This window comes from Methylophilus sp. (genome assembly GCF_052437885.1).
Taxonomy (GTDB): Bacteria; Pseudomonadota; Gammaproteobacteria; order Burkholderiales; family Methylophilaceae; genus Methylophilus.
In genome coordinates this window covers 58,670-74,741 of the sequence record NZ_JBQVPB010000008.1, presented here as the reverse complement: position 1 = coordinate 74,741, position 16,072 = coordinate 58,670, and the positions used below count along the sequence as shown (strand labels likewise).

Genomic DNA, 16,072 nt, shown 5'->3' with positions numbered 1-16,072 from the left:
GATCGAATTCCGCAACTGTGAATTTGATACTTTAAAGCACGCACTCGGCAAAGCATTCTTTCTTGCTTTCAGGAGCATGGTGCCAGTACTCAACATCTTTTCTGCCATTCTGTATTTGATCACTTGCGGGACATATACCTGGAAAAAATCAGCTTTTTCCAAAAAATGATTTGCTTGCTGCAGGCGCCGAACACTTACAGCATCTGTTCCAGCGCTCTGGCTTTTGCCGCTTTGCCCGTATTGTGCTCCACCCATTGTTCGAACAGTTCTATCGCCAGCGGCCTGGTGAAATAATAGCCCTGAAAAGCCTGGCAACCGAGCTCGGTGAGCAAGCGTAATTGCGCATCGGTTTCCACCCCTTCCGCCAATACTTCCAGTTGCAGGCTTTGCCCCAGCGAGATGATGGCATTGACTATGCTTTGGTGGTCATGGCCATTGAGCATGTCGCGCACAAAGGACTGGTCTATCTTCAGCTGATCGAACGGCAAGCGTTTCAGGTAAGACAGGGAAGAATAGCCGGTGCCGAAATCATCGAGTGAGAAACACACGCCGACTTCGCGCAGGGCGGTCATTTTGGCGATGATGTCTTCAACATTGTCCACCAGCATACTTTCGGTCAGTTCCAGTTTGAGCCTGCCCGGGTGTATGCCGGTCTCTGTCACCATGCGCTTCACTTCCTGCACGAAATCGGGTTGCAGATACTGTTTGGGGCTGACGTTCACCGACAGCACCAGCGAGCGCAGTTGCGGCCGGGCAGACCACTGCAGCAATACCTGGCAGGCTTTCTGCAATACCCAGTGGCCGATCTGCACGATCTGGCCCGAGCTCTCGGCCATGGTGATGAACTGGCTAGGCATGATCAGGCCGCGCTCGGGGTGCTGCCAGCGTATCAAGGCCTCGGCGCCGACGATCTCATGTTGCTGGTTATATTGCGGCTGAAAATGCAGCTGGAACTGCTGCGCTTCGATCGCGATATGCAAATCCGCCTCCAGTGCCACGCGCTGCAACAATTCGGTTTCCATCAGCGTATCAAAGAACTGGTAGCCGTTCCTGCCGGCTTCTTTGGCTTTGTACATCGCCATATCGGCGCGCCGTAACAGCTCTTCGGCCAGGCTGGGGGCGTCATAATCAAACAGGGCGACGCCTATGCTGGGCGAGGTGTAGTGCTGGTAATGATTCAGGTTGAACGGGTTTTCAAAGGCGGCGACGATTTTTTCACACACCAGACGCGCCTGTTTTTCGGCTTGCACCTGATCGCGGTTGAGGCCATCAAGCACGACCACGAACTCATCACCACCCAGGCGGCTGACCGTATCCAGGCGGCGTACGGATTGTTTGATGCGTTTTGCCACCTCGACCAGCAGCGCATCGCCTATATCGTGCCCATGCGTATCATTGAGTGTTTTAAAGTTATCGATATCAATGAACAGCAGCGCGCCACTGGTTTTCTTGCGTACCGCTTTGCGCAGATGTGCGGCCAGTTTTTCTTGCAGCAGCAAGCGGTTAGGCAAGCCGGTCATGGTGTCGTAATAGGCCAGTTGGCGGATCTGGGCATCGGCCTGCTTGCGCTCGGTGATATCCCGCAACACCAGCACCCAGTGTGTATAGCGCCCGCCTCTGTCGTGCAGCGGTAAAGCATCCATCTCCAGTGAGACGCCTGCACCCTCGCGGTTGACAGCGATCACTTCGGCCGTGATGGGCAACATGTGCTGAAAAGCATGCTTGATACGTTCAAGCTCACGCCCTGGCGTCGCCACATTAAAGATATCAAACGGCGAACTGCCGCTTAAATGTTCCAGCGAGAAGCCGGTGATCTTGGTGAAAGCCTCATTGAGGAACACGATTTTTTGCTGCATGGGCGCCTGCAGTGGTGCCTCGGTGATCATGACGATATCGTTGAGCCGTGAGATGCCGCTGCGTAACAGGTTGAGCTGTTCGTCTGACTGTTCGCGTTCGATGGCCAGCCCCAGGATCTGCGCATAACTGTCGACAAAATCGATCTCGGCCTCTGCCGGGGTGTGCCTGTGTGTTCTATAGAGCAACAGCACGCCCAGTGCACGCCAGCTGCGCGACAGGATGGGTGCACTCCAGCAGGCTTGCAGGCCGTAAGTGGTAGCCAGCGTATGGTGCTCACCACCAAACGGGTAGCTGACTATCTCTTCGGCGATCTGACGCCCCTGGGTCAGCACTGCGATCTGGCTGGCCTGCAATGCGATGCCATTCATGGCTTGTATATACGGCTGAGGCAGGCTGGACACCGCGGCATGGCGCAAATGCGAGCCTTCCTGGTCCAGCAGCAAAATGGCGCAACTGGCGCCAGGCAATTGCAGCTCTATCAGCTGCGCCACGGTATTGAGGATCTCGTGCAGCGACACATCTGCCAGCATCATGGCCTGTATCCTGGCCTGCCCCTGGCGTATGGCTTCCAGCTGTTTTTGCACGGTGATATCCTGCAATGAACCCTGCAGCTTGAAAATATTGCCTTGCGCATCACGCACCGGCTGACCCATGGCCCGCACCCAGAAGCGACGGCCAGTGGCGGTTATCTTTTCCAGTTCCAGGTCATAGGGGATACCTTCTTCTATGCATTTTTTAAGCGCATTCTGCATCAGCGCCTGGTACTCAGGCACAAACATACGCACGCCTTCTTCCACCGTGGGGGTATAGCCGGGAGGCATATCATGCAGCGCCGCGACTTCATCCGACCATTGCAGGGTGTCGGTTTTTACATCTATCATCCAGCCACCTATCCTGGCGACGCTGCCGGCGACTTTCAGCAGGTATTCAGCCTGGGTGCGGCGGTCGATCTCGCTTTGCAATGCCTGCGTGCGGTGCACCACCTGGCGCCTGATCTGCAAGTTCCACAGAAAGGTGACGCCCAGTATCATTAACAGAATGGCGACACCTCGCGACAGCCATACCATGTATGGCCGTTTGATACGCATATCGTCCTGGCGCAGAAAACCTTGCAGATTAAAATCCGGGCGCACCAGGCCTAGGTCGGCCAGTGTTTGCGCGATGTTCTGCCAGCGCTCCTCATTCATGTGGCCCCAGGGTACCAGCCCGGTCAGCACATAGGGTTCCATCAGCCTGGCTTCGCGCAACAGGGTTTCCGTGGTGATACCGCGCCTGGTGACGCCAGGCATGCCAGCGATGCTGGCGGCCATCTCTTCGGGATGGTTGAATGCATATAACCAGCCTTTTTTGGTCGCACGCAAGAACGCCTCTACCCGTTCAGGGTGAGTGGCCAGTTCACGCTCACTGGTAAACAGCACGTCGCCATAAAAGTCGACGCCAAAATTCTGGTTACTGATGATGGAAGGCGTATAGCCCATTTGCTGTAACTGCCCTGGTTCATCCATGGCATAAGCCGAGATCACATCGACTTTCCCCTCTATCAGGTCCTGCAGACGCCAGGTATGCGGGACTATGGTCATCTGCCTGATATCCAGATGATGCTTGAGCAACATGGCCTTGAACTGGAATACGCCCTGGCCGTCAGCCGACATCATGATGCGTTTACCGATCAGGTCTTGCGGTTCGCGGATATTGCTCTCCTGCAGGCTGAGCAGAATACCGGGAGAGTGTTGCATAATGGCGGCCAGTGCCACTACTGGCTTGCCGGAGATACGTGATACCAGGATCTCGGCATCGCCTATGCTGTAATCGGCCTGGCCGGATAATACCTGCTGTAAAGGCGAGCGGTCTGTGCTGCCTTCAATAATATGTACGTTTAAGCCTTCTTCCTTGTAATAGCCTTGCTGCTGGGCAGCGTAATAGCCGGCAAACTGAAACTGGTGCCGCCATTTCAGCTGCAATGTGATCTCTTCTGTCGCCAGCGCAGACGCAGCAGTGGCGAGCGTGACAATAGCCAGCAGCCATCTGAATAAAGAGAGGGTTGAATTGCGCTTCATGGTGATTAGAACAAGGGTATCACTGCGATCAGGTTGGGCGTTTCTTGCCGTTAATTTAGTCCAGCCTGATTTATACCGCAAGTGATGGCTATCACATTTGCCAAATAGACGGGGATTTGTGCGGGTATCGCTGCGATTGATGGTCGCTGAGCAGAGACAGTCACTGCAGCACAGCTGGCTGCAGTGACCCAGAGTGAAGTGGCTGGCTTAAGCGGGTGGTTTGAGCATGGTGGCTAACAACAGCATCAGTGCTGAAACACCCACCAGCAGCTGGAAACCACCGGCAAAATGCCCGCTGTGGTCATGCATCAGGCCCATGATAAACGGCCCGGTGGCGGCGATCAGATAACCTATGGTCAACACAAAGGCATTCCAGCGATTCGCTGCATCCGGCGTATGGGTATGGTCTAGCGGCAAGGTCATGGCCAGCGTGAATGCGCCGCCCAGGCCAAATGCGGTCAGCGGCACCCACAACCATGGCCACGCGCCTGCAGTCGCCATGCCGGCCAGGCCTATGGTCGACACTATGCTACAGCCAGCCAACCAGCCACGCCTGTCCAGGCGTTTGCTCAGCATGCCCACTACCGGGTTGGCCAGCATGAAACAAAAGGTGAAACTGGCGAGCACGGCACCCGTTTCGGCGGTCGGCATGCCCTGCTCCTGGTACATGGCTGCCGTCCAGGTGAGTATGGAGTAAAACAGAAAGTTGACACAGGCAAAAAACAGCGCGATCAGCCACGCCACTGGTGTACGCAGTGGCAAACGGGCTGCTGGCATAGCCGCTGTGTCCGGCACAGTCCGTGTGGTCACAGGCGCCGGCATCACCCGCCACCAGGCAAACAGGGCGATCACGCCTGATACTGCCCAGATACCGATGGCCAGCCGCCAGCCGGCAGATTGCAATATCCAGCCGGTGAGCCCGGCAGAGAGCGTGCTACCCAGGGACAAGGCAGTCGCATAAATGCCTATCATCAAGGCAGCGCGATCTGCAAAGCTGGCTTTGACTATGCCGGCAAACATGGCACCGGCGACGGCAATGCCGGCCCCTACGCCCAGCGTAGCGCTGATCAACGACACATGGCTGTCAGCATAAGCACGCATGCCTAGAGAAAGACTCAGCAAGCCCAGTGCCAGCATCAACACTTTATTGACACCGAACCTGCGCACCAGCCATGGCGTAGGCAAGGCCAGCGCGCCCATGAGCAGATCGGGGATCGCTGTCATCAGCGAGGCCATGGCATGGCTCAGCTGGAATGCCTCTATCATGGCGGGCAAGGCCGGCCCCATGGAGACTATGCCCGGCCTTAGCGCCATCGCTACCAGTACGATCGCCAGCACCAGCCCCCATTCACCTTTAGTAAACGTTGCGCGTTTGCCCGTTGCGCGGTTAAGGTCACGCTTCATCCTGCTCTCCTGAACGATCAATCAGCCAGTAGCAACTGTAGCGGCTGGCGGCTGATTAAAAAATACGCCATTTGTCTGATATGCAAACCAGACAACGCCAGTCGGATACGCATGCGCCGCACTAGCGACAGAGGCGGGAAATGACAAAAGAGTGGTGTAAAATGCGCGGGTGCAATGGTGAGCTTTGCTTGCCATCACCCCACCCCTGACTGGAGAACACTGTTGAAACTGGCCACCTGGAATGTTAACTCGCTGACGGTACGCCTGCCGCATGTACTGGACTGGCTGGTCGCCAACCAGCCCGACGCCTTGTGCCTGCAGGAAACCAAGCAGGAAGACAGCAAGTTCCCTTATGCCGCGCTAAAAGAAGCCGGCTTTAACGCTATTCACAATGGGCAGAGAACCTACAACGGCGTGGCTATCATCACCCCGCATGCGATCAACGATGTGCAGCTGGACCTGCCCAATTTTGCGGACGAACAGAAGCGCATCATTGCGGCGACCATACAGGGTGTCAGGGTGATCTGTGCTTATGTGGTGAACGGCCAGGCGCTGGATTCGGACAAGTTCCAGTACAAGCTCAACTGGTTTAACGCGCTGCATCACTGGGTGGTGGATGAGTTAAAGCAGCACGAGAAGCTGGCACTGCTGGGGGATTACAACATTGCGCCTGATGACCGCGACTGCCATGACCCTGTGGCCTGGGAAGGCCAGGTACTGGTCAGCCCGCAAGAGCGCGAGGCTTTTCAGAAGTTGCTGGCGCTGGGCTTATCAGATAGTTTCCGTTTATTCAGTGATGAAGCCGGGCATTACAGCTGGTGGGATTACCGCATGGCGGCTTTTCGCCGCAATATGGGGATGCGCATAGACCATATCCTGGTCAGTGACGCGCTGAAACCGTTGTGCCTGAGCTGCCAGATAGACAAACTGCCACGCAAACTGGAACGCCCCAGCGATCACACGCCAGTAGTGCTGACGCTGGCTGATAATTGAAGAGGATTAGCCGCTAGAGACTGGGCATCACAAACTTGATGCCCTGCAAAACTTCCAGAATGCTGGATTTCAGGCGTTTGTTGAGCTCACCTTCTATCACCTGCATCTGCGCGGTGACCATGCCCTGCACTTTGGTCTGCAGCTCGGTTTCTACCGAGGCCAGTTCGGTATTGAATTTCTGTTTGAACTCTACTGTCTGCTGCTCGGTGAATTCGGCAAAAGCGGTTTGCAGGGTCAGCTTGTATTCTTCCACCAGCCTGGCTTCCATCGCCTCCTGACCGCTGGTCAGCGTCTCCTTGCTGCTCTCCTGCAGCTGGTGCATGTGATCGGCCATGGTCTTTTCCAGCTGCGCCTGCATCTCCTGCACCTTGCCGGCGATCTGCGCCTGCTGGTCGTCTATCAGTTGCGCCAGCTTTTCTTCCAGTTTTTGCCTGCCAGTGTTTTCTGCCACTTCCCTGATGGTTTGCTCAGTGGTCGCCAGCAGTTGCTGTTGCGTGGCTGTCAACCTGGCCACATCTTCTTCCACGGTTTGCAGTTGCTGCTTGCCGACGTTGCCCATGGCTTCGCGAAACGCCTGTTCTATCGATTGCAGGCTCTCGCCGACCTGGGTCTGCGCATGGCGGGATAAATCCTGCTGTATAGATTCTGCATATTCGGACAAAGCCTGTTGCTCGACCACAGAGCGTTCAAAAGCGCGTTGCCCTAACTGGCTGGCGACGATCTCGGCGATCTCCGGCAGCAGTGCCTGCTTGACCTGGGCGATCACCTCATCCACGTCCACGCTGGCCGGGTTGGTTTTTTGCACGACTTTGGTTAATACCGGAATTTCTGAGATATCCATACCACCTCCCTAAACAGGCGCTTATTGCGTCTGCATCTTCATATGCTGAATTTCATAGCCACGGTCGCGGTAAAACGCGTAGCGCTGGCGACCCGCTGTTTTCTCGTCTTCGGCAGCACCTATCAACTCAAACAGATGGCGGAATCGACTGAAAAACTTGGGCAGCTCGGCCTGGCAGTTGAACAGCATATCATCCTGCCTGATATGCTCGGGCAGCCAGGCCAGCAGCACCGGCGTCAAGTCGGCCTGCGGTGCATCTGCCAGTACATTGGGGATAAATGCAGCCTGCTGCCACAAACGCTGGCTCAGTTCTTCTGCTGCCTCGGCAGAAGCCAGGTAAATGGTCACCTGCCGTTGTCGGGTGACGGCCTGCTCCACCAGATGCAGAATCAAGCCGGCTCGGTCAGGGATATCGGTATAAAAGCGCACCCGCGTCATGGCGTTTTAGCGACAGCCTATCAGGCTTTTTCCTGCGCCTGCTGCACCAGGTAGGTCACCAGCAAGGGCACCGGGCGGCCAGTGGCGCCTTTTTCCTTGCCGGATTTCCAGGCGGTGCCTGCGATATCCAGGTGCGCCCAGTCATATTTCTTGGCAAAGCGCGACAGGAAACAAGCCGCGGTGATGCTACCGCCGGCACGGCCACCGATATTGCCCATATCGGCAAAATTGCTATCCAGCTGGCCCTGGTATTCATCCCATAACGGCATCTGCCAGGCTCTGTCGCTGGCTTTTTCACCGGCTTCCAGCAGTTTTCTGGCCAGGCTATCGTTATTGGCGAACAGGCCGCTAGGGTGATGGCCCAGTGCGATCACACAAGCGCCGGTCAGGGTGGCAATATCGATCACGGCAGATGGCTCAAAACGCTCGGCATAGGTCAGCGCATCACACAGGATCAGGCGCCCCTCGGCATCGGTATTCAACACCTCTATGGTCAGACCGGCCATACTGGTCAGCACATCACCTGGCTTGGTGGCACGGCCACTAGGCATGTTCTCGCAAGTGGGGATCAAGCCGATCACATTGAGTGGCAGATCCAGTTCGCCTATGGCTTTAAACACGCCCAGTACGCTGGCGGCACCGCACATGTCATATTTCATCTCATCCATATCGGCACCTGGCTTCAGCGAGATGCCGCCGGTATCAAAGGTGATGCCTTTGCCGACCAGCACTACCGGCTTTTGTGATTTTTTGCCCTTGAGGTGCTGCAATACGATAAAACGCGGTGGCTCATCGCTGCCGCGTGTCACACCGAGGAAAGAGCCCATTTTCAGCTTTTCAATCTCGGCTTCTTCCAGCACTTCTACTTTAAAACCATGTTCTTTCGCCAGTTTTTCAGCCTGTTTACCCAGGTAGCTGGGTGTGCAGATATTCGGCGGCAGGTTGCCCAGGTCTTTGGCCAGCGTGACGCCATTGCCCACGCTCTGGCCTTGCAGCAAACCGGCATTCACCGCATCGGCAGCGTCTTTATTCACCAGCAAGGTGATCTGTTGCAGTGGTTTGGGCTCTGCCTTCTTTTCCTTGACAGCATTGACCTGGTAGCCTGCATCCAGCGCGACTTCAGCCAGGGCGGCCGCTTTTGCGTGACTGTCAGTCTTTTTGACCGGCAGGCTGGCAAAATCCGTGGCCAGTGAGCCCACGCCTGGCGGCAAGGCTCTCAGCGCAGCACGAAAAGCATTGCGCAAAGTCCGCAGGCTACTGTCTTCAGACTTGCCCAGGCCGACCAGCAGCACCCTGCTCGCAGCAATGCCGGATAACTGGCGCAACAGCAAAGTACTGCCTGACTTGCCTTCCATATCACCGGATTTAAGTGCCAGCGTGATCGCCTTGTCACTGATCTCATCCACAGATTTGGCCAGATCGGTCAGCTTGCGGCCTTCATAAACGCCTACCAGCAAACAATCGCTACGCAATTTTTCCGGGGCAGTGCTTTTTATGCTAAATTCCATCTTTGTCCTTTGGTGTTCTCGTGCCAGTTTCTTGAGCGATGATTGTATTATCTAGTGTTTTATGCTGATTTCAAAGCGGTGCATATAAATTGAAAATATTCAAACGTGCATTGTCCGCAGAGTTGATGTCCTCATCTTCTGCCATTTTCCTGATTATTCTGGGTATCGTGGTCGCACAGCGCGCCGGCAACATCGTGCGCCAGGTTTCCAAGGGTATCCTGCCTAATGACGCCATAGGCACCATACTCACATTCAGTCTGGTCAAGCTGATGCCCATGATGCTGTCACTGGCGATCTTTCTGGCAGTATTGCTCACGCTGACACGCTGGCACCGCGATTCGGAAATGGTGATCTGGATGAACGCCGGCTTGAGCCTGCGCCAATGGGTGGTGCCTATCCTGCGTTTTATCTTCCCCATCGTGCTCATCATCAGCCTGCTGAGTCTGTTTGTCATGCCGTGGGCGACAGAAAAAGCAGAAGGTTACCGCGAGCAGTTGAAAAAGCGCGACGAACTTTCGTCTATCAGCCCCGGCGCGTTCAAGGAATCAAGCAGCGGCGAGCGCATTTACTTTATCGAGAGCTTTGACAAGCTGGGCTATGAAGTCAAGAATATCTTCGTGCAATCGCGCCAGCATGGCAAAACCGGCATCATCACCGCCAATCGCGGCAGCCGTTACAAGGCCGACAATGGTGACAATTTCCTGGTGCTGCATAATGGGCGGCGCTATGAGGTGATCCCGAATACACTGGATGTTTCCACCACCGAGTTTGAACGCTACGATATCCGTATCGAGACCAAGGAAAGCGCGCCCGAAGCCGGCACCGCGCAAGGCAAGACCACGTTGGGCCTGATGAAAGATGCCTCGCTGTCTGACCAGGCAGAACTGCATTGGCGGTTCGCCATCCCCATCTCAACCATCGTCATGGTGCTGCTGGCGATCCCGCTCAGCTTTGTAGACCCCAGGGCCGGTCGCTCACTGAATATCATGTTCGCCATTCTGATCTTTATCGTCTATAACAATATCCTGAGTATCTTCCAGGCCTGGATCACCCAGGGCAAGATTTCGTCATGGGTGGGCTTATGGCCTGTGCATCTGTGCTTTATGCTGCTGGGCTGGTATCTCTACCATAGACGCAAACATCTGAAACCGTTGATCCCGGACCTGTTCAAGCGCAGACCCAAGGCCGCGGCATAAAGATGAAGCTCTCCATACTCAACCGTTATTTCTGGCGCGAGATCAGCTTTAATATCATGCTGGTGCTGTTTGGCCTGCTCGCCATGTTTTCATTCTTTGACCTGCTGCAAGAGCTGGATAGCCTGGGGCGCGGGCACTACGGCGTAAACAGCATGCTGACCTTTGTCGCACTGAGCATCCCCGGCCACATCTATGAAGTAGCACCAGTGGCAGTGCTGCTGGGCATTGTCTACACCCTGGGTGCGATGGCGGGCAATTCTGAACTCATCGTCATGCGCACCAGCGGCATCTCACTGAAAATCATCGCCAAAATATTGCTGAGCATAGGCCTGGTGTTCGCCGTCGTCACCTTTATGATAGGGGAGATCATCGCCCCGCTCAGCGAAAAAATGGCGCAACGCATACGCATACAGGCGACTGACTCTGTGGTGGCACAAGACTTCAAGTCCGGCTTGTGGATCAAGGATGGCAGCAGCTTTGTCAATGTGAACACCGTACTGCCGGACAGCAGCCTGGTGAATATCGATATCTACGACTTTGACCCGCAATTCCGCCTGCGCAGCATCAGCCACGCCGAAAAAGGCCATTTTGCCGATGACCACTGGAAACTGCTCAACGTCACGCAAACCTCGTTCAATAACGAGCGTGCGGTGCAAAACAGCTCGGTGACTTCAAAGTTTGTGAAACAGGCGCAGTGGGAATCACTGATCAGGCCAGAGTTGCTCAATGTATTACTGGTGCTACCAGAAAAAATGTCGGCCTGGAACCTGTACAGCTTTATCCAGCATTTGCATAGAAACGGCCAGAAAAGCACCCGCTACCAGGTGGCTTTATGGTCCAAGCTGATCTACCCGCTGGCCTGCCTGGTCATGGTGGTACTGGCCATGCCGTTCGGCTTTTTGCAGCAGCGTGCTGGCGGCATCAGTGCCAAGATCTTTGCCGGCATCCTGCTAGGCGTGGTCTACCAGATCATGAACCGCGTGTTCGTTCACCTCGGGGTATTGAACGACTGGTCACCGTTATTCAGTGCCATAGGCCCTACGGTGCTGTTCTTGTTTGCCGGCCTGGGCATGCTGCATTACGTTGAGCGGCGTTAGCGGCTGACGCTACTAGACGCGCACGATACGCGAACCTAGCAGGCGGTCATGCAAGAACTGCTGCTCGCGGTCCAGCATAGCCCACCACAAGGTCAGCCCGGCAGGCAACAGTAACACGCCGGCCACCACATAACGCAGCGCAGCCTGCTGCCATCCCAGCAACTGCCCTTGCTGATCCACCACTTTCAGTTTCCAGGTCTGGCTCGCCAGGGTCTGCCCGCTGGCGGTCCAGCAGCGCACAAAATAGGCCCCCATGCTGCCCCAGACCAGCAGTTGCAATCCCAATCTTTTCCAGCCATGGCTGGCATCGCCAAGCAGCAGGTAATACACCGCCGTCACTGTCAGTGCCAGCGCCAGCATCAACAGTGATTCGTAAACCACCGCCAGGTAGCGTTTCAGCAGGTACTTCATACTTCCCCCTCCGGATAACAAAAACCCCGCGACTGCGGGGTTTTACAGGATAAAGCTGGATTACTTCTGGTCCCAGCTGTCTTCCCACATGCAGTGTTTGATCTTGTGACGGTTGGCAATGATTTCGTCTATGCTAGGTTCGTCATTCAAAGCGCGCTTCAATGCCAGCTTGATCGCTTCGTAGTTGTTCTTGTACAAGTCAGCCTTGTCCAGGTTGGCTTCTTTGGCACAGCCCGGGTCTATCCACAGCAATGCCACGATGCACAGATCATTCACCAGCTCTTTAGGGATGATGCCTTCGATCACCGCATCGGTGATGCCATCAGCCACACCCGCTTGTACCACACCACCGAACAATTCAATGTTCAATGAATCTTTCAAAGTGACTTTAGGCACCATCATAGTCGCAGGGCGCACCATCTGGTTGATGTCACGCACAGCAAACATGGCAGTATGGCCTTTGGTTTGCGCCATCATGTTGGCAAATGCAGTACCGACCGGGCCATCCACTGCGCCGATGATGATTTCCGGCATTGCCGCGGTCACATCTTTACCTTCGGAAAATACGGTGGCTTCACCGGCTTTTAATACGATCTTTGACATGAGAATTCCTTTTATGTCTGGAAGTGAGAGAAAAACTTAAACCGCAATTATACCAGTTCAAGCTGCATATCGACATGCATGATATTCGCATCCAGATAAGGCGCACTGCACACTACAAAGCCGGCCCGCGCATAAAAAGCGATGGCATGGGTTTGCGCCGACAAGCGCGCATGGCTGACTTTCAGCTGGCGGCAGATCTGCACCGCCTGCTGCAGCAATGCTTCGCCAACCCCTTTACCCCGCCATTGCGCCAGCACCGCCATGCGCCCGATATGGCCATCAGTTAATACACGGGCACAGGCCGCTGGCTGGCCATCCACGCTGGCCAACAGATGGATGGCAGTCTTATCCGCTTCATCCCACTCCAGCTCGACCGGCACCTGCTGCTCATCGATAAACACGCGTTGCCGTATCATGCGGCATTCGGCGTATGCAGCGTGCAGGTGAGTCAACTGTTGTATACGCAGGTCCATATGCTTAAGGTTTCATGTCGGCATGCAGCACCAGGCTGCATGCCAGCTTTGCCACCGGCTATTTCTGCCTGGCTAACGCAGACTTGAACTCACGGTCATCGAACAGTTTGCCTATGAGTTGCTTGTACAGCGCGGTGTATTGATTGATGGCTTCAGGGATAGCGATAGCGCCGACAAAAGAGGATTCCCAGCTGGAGTTGACGCTGAGTTCTTTGTCATACACTGTTTTTTCTGCGCGTTGAATAATAAAACGGGCAGAGAGTTTTGCCGTGCCTGTGCCTATGGCTGCATCTACCTGGCTGTTGGTGAGCTCGCCTTTGATGACTACATCGGCCGCCTCGTCGTATAAACCTGCCGCTTTTAATTCGGTCACCAATTCACTGCGCAACTGTTGTGCAAAGCTGCCATTCGCTGGGGTGACAGAAGAGCCTCGCAAACCGCTGACGCCACGATCCAGGGCGGCATTCTTGCCTGGTGCCAATATAAAGCTGCCTGCTTTCACCGGGGCCAGGTTCGCCGCGCGCAGTTTTTCCAGGTTAGCCATACTGGGTGTGGGTTCTGACATTTTGACTGACACACAGCCAGTCAGGCTCTGCAGAGTGAAGGCCAGCAATAGCCAGCCGCATGTTTTTAACAGTTTCATATTTATCCCCGTGCTTGTTATGGTTTATTGAAAACTGGCATCGTGGGACAGATCATTCAATACGTTGCTGATTATCTGGCGCGTCATTGAGGTGACCGCTTCATCGCCATTCGCAGCTTTTGTAGCATTTGCCGGTGCGCCTTTGGCCCCCATGGTGACATGGATCGCATGTCGCGCCTGTTTCTCGATCGCCGCTTGGGTATTGCCACCCAGATAGCGCGCGGTACATATATAGCCGTCAGAAGCAGTCGAACCCGCCAGGCCGAAGGTCAGGCCGGTGACAAAGCCCTTAGCGAAAGCGTCATCGGTCAAGGGCACATTATTGAGGGTGATACTCAGCACCCGGTTTTCAGGCACAGGCGTTAACGAGACTTCGCTAAAAATGCCACTGCCTTTCACCTGATCCAGCACCCGCGTTTTCAGGTAATCAGTCGCTTTGGCATTGGCGACGCCTTTGGTCTGGAATTCGAACACCAGCATGACAGGGTGCTTGGGTTCAGGCAGTTTGAATTGAGCGGAACTGATCTCTTTGGTAGCGTTGTCTACATAGATGGAGGCACAACCCACCAGCATCATGGCAGCAAAAGCGATAAAGGATAATTTAAGCAGACGGACAGATTGAATGATCATTTTGTTTATTTTTCTTTTTACGATGAGGTTTATAGAGAACAGCTTTTTTACCAATATTATCAAGATAATTTCGCGGCGTCTAATGCCCCAGATCAGGAAAATTTCCCTTTATTGACTGCACCCCGGACATGGATCGCAGCAGTTATATTGCAATTGCCGCCTCGGGCAGGCATGATAGTCGCTTTATAAAAACAGGATTTGAGGAAAAGTGATGTGTCCTTTACAAACTGCTGCAGCCAGGGTGCTTCTGGCGCTGGTATTCTTTGGCATTGTGATCTTGAAGTTGATCGCCATTACCTCTGTGCCTGAGGGCTATCTGCAATATCAATCCATGCTCGGCCAGTTAGGCCTGCCTGCCGTGTTCGCGCCGCTGCTGATTCTGGTGCAACTGGTGTTTGGTTCGGCTTTGCTGCTTGGTTTTAAAACCAGGATCAGTGCGCGCGTGCTGGCTGTGCTGGCGGCCTTTATGGCGATCGTGTTGAGCCAGGCTTCGCTGGATGCGTTTTTTGCCTATATGGGCATCGCCGGTGGCATGTGGTTGCTCAGCCTCTACCCGCAGACGGGTTACAGCCTGGATAACCGTAACAAGTGATGTCTGTGTAATAAAAAAGCCGGGCTGAACCCCGGCTTTTTTTATTGGCTGTAAAGACTCAACCCTTGATGCGTATACCCAGTTGTTTGAGTTTACGGTATAGATGGGTACGTTCCAGGCCTGAGATATCAGACAGGCGGCTCATATTGTTTTTGACCAGCCGCATATGGTACTGAAAGTAAAAACGCTCAAACTCGTCCCTGGCTTCACGCAAGGGCTGATCGAGGTTGAGTGGCATATGCTGCTCGGCTGATTCTGCCACCTGCCCCTGAAAGTCCTTGAGTACGCGTTGTACGTCTTCTTGCGTGATACTGCCACCCAGGCTGGTCATGAGCAGGTTCTGCACTACTGATTCCAGCTCATCGAGGTCACCGGGCCAATCGGCGTTGCGCAATGCATTCAGCGCCGCCACATCAAACGCTTTGTAATCTATCTTGCTGGCTTCCACCATCAGGGTGGCCATGGCAGTGGCCAGGTCAGGGATATCTTCCTTGTGCTCATCCAGGCAAGGCACTTTTACTGCAGCCCCCGCCAGCGTCTGTAACAGGGATTGCTCCAGCATGGCTTTTTCAATCAGGTGCGGCAAGCCGAACTCGCTGCCACAGATGACACGCACACCGTATTTTTCTGATTTGGCGATCAGCAGACCCAGGCCTTTTTGCTCGGTTTTGCCCAGGCGGGTGACTTCGTCGACAAACACTACACCTTCGCGTGCCTGCTCCAGGATCTCCATCGGTGCCGAGACCAGCTTGTCATATTCGGTGAGCGATACCCATGGGGTATTTGGTGGCCGCAGGAACTTGGCACACAGGGCAACACTGCCACCCTTTTTGCCGATCAGGAACAAAGTGTTCTTGTGGCGGGCAAGTTGCTCCAGGCGTTGCTTGAGCTCCTGGATGACGGCACTTTTACCAAAACTGGAAAGGTTGATCTCGGTGTGGGAAAGGTGTTCGGTATGCTTGATGGCGGCGGCCACTGTTTTCAGCAGTTTTTGCAGTGCGATGGGTTTTTCGAGGAAATCGAAGGCACCCAGGCGGGTCGCTTCTATGGCGGTATCTATCGTGCCATGGCCGGACATCATGATCACAGGCATGGTCAGCAAACCGGCATTCGCCCACTCCTTGAGCAGGCTGATGCCGTCACAATCCGGCATCCAGATATCGAGCAGCACCAGGTCCGGGCGCTGCTTGAGCCTTTCTTCACGCGCCAGCTGGGCGTTTTCTGCCAGGCGTACCTGATGCCCTTCATCGCGCAAGATGTCGCTCAACAACTCGCGTATGCCGACTTCGTCATCAACCACCAGTATATTACGTGATGCCATGTACCGTA

General features: G+C 54.7%; 15 protein-coding genes. 4 read left to right on the top strand and 11 right to left on the bottom strand.

Annotated features, from left to right (window positions below):
- Positions 1–194: 194 nt before the first annotated feature.
- Both ACT6RZ_RS09820 and ACT6RZ_RS09815 read right to left on the bottom strand, forming a co-directional pair.
- On the bottom strand, positions 195–3,914 hold the full coding sequence (locus ACT6RZ_RS09820) for an EAL domain-containing protein (protein WP_444701937.1): 3,720 nt from the start codon (positions 3,912–3,914) through the stop codon (positions 195–197).
- A gap of 207 nt (positions 3,915–4,121) precedes the next feature.
- Positions 4,122–5,318, bottom strand: a complete 1,197-nt coding sequence (locus ACT6RZ_RS09815; protein WP_444701936.1) for an MFS transporter — start codon at positions 5,316–5,318, stop codon at positions 4,122–4,124.
- 222 nt (positions 5,319–5,540) lie between these two features.
- Between ACT6RZ_RS09815 and xth the strand changes: the two genes are divergently transcribed.
- Positions 5,541–6,311: an exodeoxyribonuclease III gene (gene xth / locus ACT6RZ_RS09810; RefSeq protein ID WP_444701935.1), complete on the top strand. Its 771-nt coding sequence runs from the start codon at positions 5,541–5,543 to the stop codon at positions 6,309–6,311.
- A 13-nt stretch (positions 6,312–6,324) separates the two neighbouring features.
- On the opposite strand, the gene ACT6RZ_RS09805 is transcribed toward xth, so the two are convergent.
- From ACT6RZ_RS09805 to ACT6RZ_RS09795, 3 genes are read right to left on the bottom strand one after another with little or no spacing between them, the layout of a single operon-like run.
- Entirely contained in the window at positions 6,325–7,152 is an 828-nt protein-coding gene (locus ACT6RZ_RS09805) for a hypothetical protein (protein WP_444701934.1), read from the bottom strand.
- A gap of 21 nt (positions 7,153–7,173) precedes the next feature.
- Complete coding sequence (locus tag ACT6RZ_RS09800; protein WP_444701933.1) at positions 7,174–7,590, bottom strand: DNA polymerase III subunit chi; 417 nt, start codon at positions 7,588–7,590, stop codon at positions 7,174–7,176.
- A 20-nt stretch (positions 7,591–7,610) separates the two neighbouring features.
- On the bottom strand, positions 7,611–9,098 hold the full coding sequence (locus ACT6RZ_RS09795) for a leucyl aminopeptidase (RefSeq protein WP_444701932.1): 1,488 nt from the start codon (positions 9,096–9,098) through the stop codon (positions 7,611–7,613).
- Positions 9,099–9,187: 89 nt separating this feature from the next.
- Between ACT6RZ_RS09795 and lptF the strand changes: the two genes are divergently transcribed.
- Both lptF and lptG read left to right on the top strand, forming a co-directional pair.
- A complete protein-coding gene (lptF, locus tag ACT6RZ_RS09790) occupies positions 9,188–10,294 on the top strand; it encodes an LPS export ABC transporter permease LptF (protein WP_444701931.1) in 1,107 nt (368 codons plus the stop codon).
- A 2-nt stretch (positions 10,295–10,296) separates the two neighbouring features.
- Positions 10,297–11,391, top strand: coding sequence for an LPS export ABC transporter permease LptG (gene lptG / locus ACT6RZ_RS09785; RefSeq protein ID WP_444701930.1), 1,095 nt, complete (start codon positions 10,297–10,299; stop codon positions 11,389–11,391).
- 12 nt (positions 11,392–11,403) lie between these two features.
- On the opposite strand, the gene ACT6RZ_RS09780 is transcribed toward lptG, so the two are convergent.
- Genes ACT6RZ_RS09780 through ACT6RZ_RS09760 form a run of 5 tightly spaced genes read right to left on the bottom strand, consistent with a single transcriptional unit; the run spans position 11,404 to position 14,151 of the window.
- Positions 11,404–11,802 (bottom strand): RDD family protein, encoded by a 399-nt coding sequence (locus tag ACT6RZ_RS09780; RefSeq protein ID WP_444701929.1) that lies wholly within the window; start codon positions 11,800–11,802, stop codon positions 11,404–11,406.
- 60 nt (positions 11,803–11,862) lie between these two features.
- On the bottom strand, positions 11,863–12,405 hold the full coding sequence (fae, locus tag ACT6RZ_RS09775) for a formaldehyde-activating enzyme (RefSeq protein WP_444701928.1): 543 nt from the start codon (positions 12,403–12,405) through the stop codon (positions 11,863–11,865).
- A gap of 47 nt (positions 12,406–12,452) precedes the next feature.
- Positions 12,453–12,878 carry a GNAT family N-acetyltransferase gene (locus tag ACT6RZ_RS09770; protein ID WP_444701927.1) on the bottom strand — a complete coding sequence of 142 codons (426 nt, stop codon included), beginning with the start codon at positions 12,876–12,878 and terminating at the stop codon, positions 12,453–12,455.
- Positions 12,879–12,936: 58 nt separating this feature from the next.
- Entirely contained in the window at positions 12,937–13,521 is a 585-nt protein-coding gene (locus ACT6RZ_RS09765; RefSeq protein ID WP_444701926.1) for a hypothetical protein, read from the bottom strand.
- A 24-nt stretch (positions 13,522–13,545) separates the two neighbouring features.
- Positions 13,546–14,151: a hypothetical protein gene (locus ACT6RZ_RS09760; RefSeq protein ID WP_444701925.1), complete on the bottom strand. Its 606-nt coding sequence runs from the start codon at positions 14,149–14,151 to the stop codon at positions 13,546–13,548.
- Positions 14,152–14,362: 211 nt separating this feature from the next.
- Here ACT6RZ_RS09760 and ACT6RZ_RS09755 point away from each other — a divergent pair, with 211 nt between their 5' ends.
- Positions 14,363–14,743 (top strand): DoxX family protein, encoded by a 381-nt coding sequence (locus tag ACT6RZ_RS09755; protein WP_444701924.1) that lies wholly within the window; start codon positions 14,363–14,365, stop codon positions 14,741–14,743.
- 58 nt (positions 14,744–14,801) lie between these two features.
- Here the strand turns inward: ACT6RZ_RS09755 and ACT6RZ_RS09750 are convergent, their stop codons facing one another.
- Complete coding sequence (locus ACT6RZ_RS09750) at positions 14,802–16,064, bottom strand: sigma-54-dependent transcriptional regulator (protein ID WP_444701923.1); 1,263 nt, start codon at positions 16,062–16,064, stop codon at positions 14,802–14,804.
- Positions 16,065–16,072: the final 8 nt, after the last annotated feature.

What these genes read in the sequence shown, in the direction of transcription:
- ACT6RZ_RS09760 (WP_444701925.1), bottom strand. Translation starts at nt 14,151, where the DNA reads ATGATCATTCAATCTGTCCGTCTGCTTAAATTATCCTTTATCGCTTTT.
- ACT6RZ_RS09805 (WP_444701934.1), bottom strand. Translation starts at nt 7,152, where the DNA reads ATGGATATCTCAGAAATTCCGGTATTAACCAAAGTCGTGCAAAAAACC.
- ACT6RZ_RS09755 (WP_444701924.1), top strand. Translation starts at nt 14,363, where the DNA reads ATGTGTCCTTTACAAACTGCTGCAGCCAGGGTGCTTCTGGCGCTGGTA.
- ACT6RZ_RS09750 (WP_444701923.1), bottom strand. Translation starts at nt 16,064, where the DNA reads ATGGCATCACGTAATATACTGGTGGTTGATGACGAAGTCGGCATACGC.
- ACT6RZ_RS09795 (WP_444701932.1), bottom strand. Translation starts at nt 9,098, where the DNA reads ATGGAATTTAGCATAAAAAGCACTGCCCCGGAAAAATTGCGTAGCGAT.
- ACT6RZ_RS09780 (WP_444701929.1), bottom strand. Translation starts at nt 11,802, where the DNA reads ATGAAGTACCTGCTGAAACGCTACCTGGCGGTGGTTTACGAATCACTG.
- ACT6RZ_RS09800 (WP_444701933.1), bottom strand. Translation starts at nt 7,590, where the DNA reads ATGACGCGGGTGCGCTTTTATACCGATATCCCTGACCGAGCCGGCTTG.
- fae (WP_444701928.1), bottom strand. Translation starts at nt 12,405, where the DNA reads ATGTCAAAGATCGTATTAAAAGCCGGTGAAGCCACCGTATTTTCCGAA.
- lptG (WP_444701930.1), top strand. Translation starts at nt 10,297, where the DNA reads ATGAAGCTCTCCATACTCAACCGTTATTTCTGGCGCGAGATCAGCTTT.
- ACT6RZ_RS09765 (WP_444701926.1), bottom strand. Translation starts at nt 13,521, where the DNA reads ATGAAACTGTTAAAAACATGCGGCTGGCTATTGCTGGCCTTCACTCTG.
- ACT6RZ_RS09820 (WP_444701937.1), bottom strand. Translation starts at nt 3,914, where the DNA reads ATGAAGCGCAATTCAACCCTCTCTTTATTCAGATGGCTGCTGGCTATT.
- ACT6RZ_RS09770 (WP_444701927.1), bottom strand. Translation starts at nt 12,878, where the DNA reads ATGGACCTGCGTATACAACAGTTGACTCACCTGCACGCTGCATACGCC.
- ACT6RZ_RS09815 (WP_444701936.1), bottom strand. Translation starts at nt 5,318, where the DNA reads ATGAAGCGTGACCTTAACCGCGCAACGGGCAAACGCGCAACGTTTACT.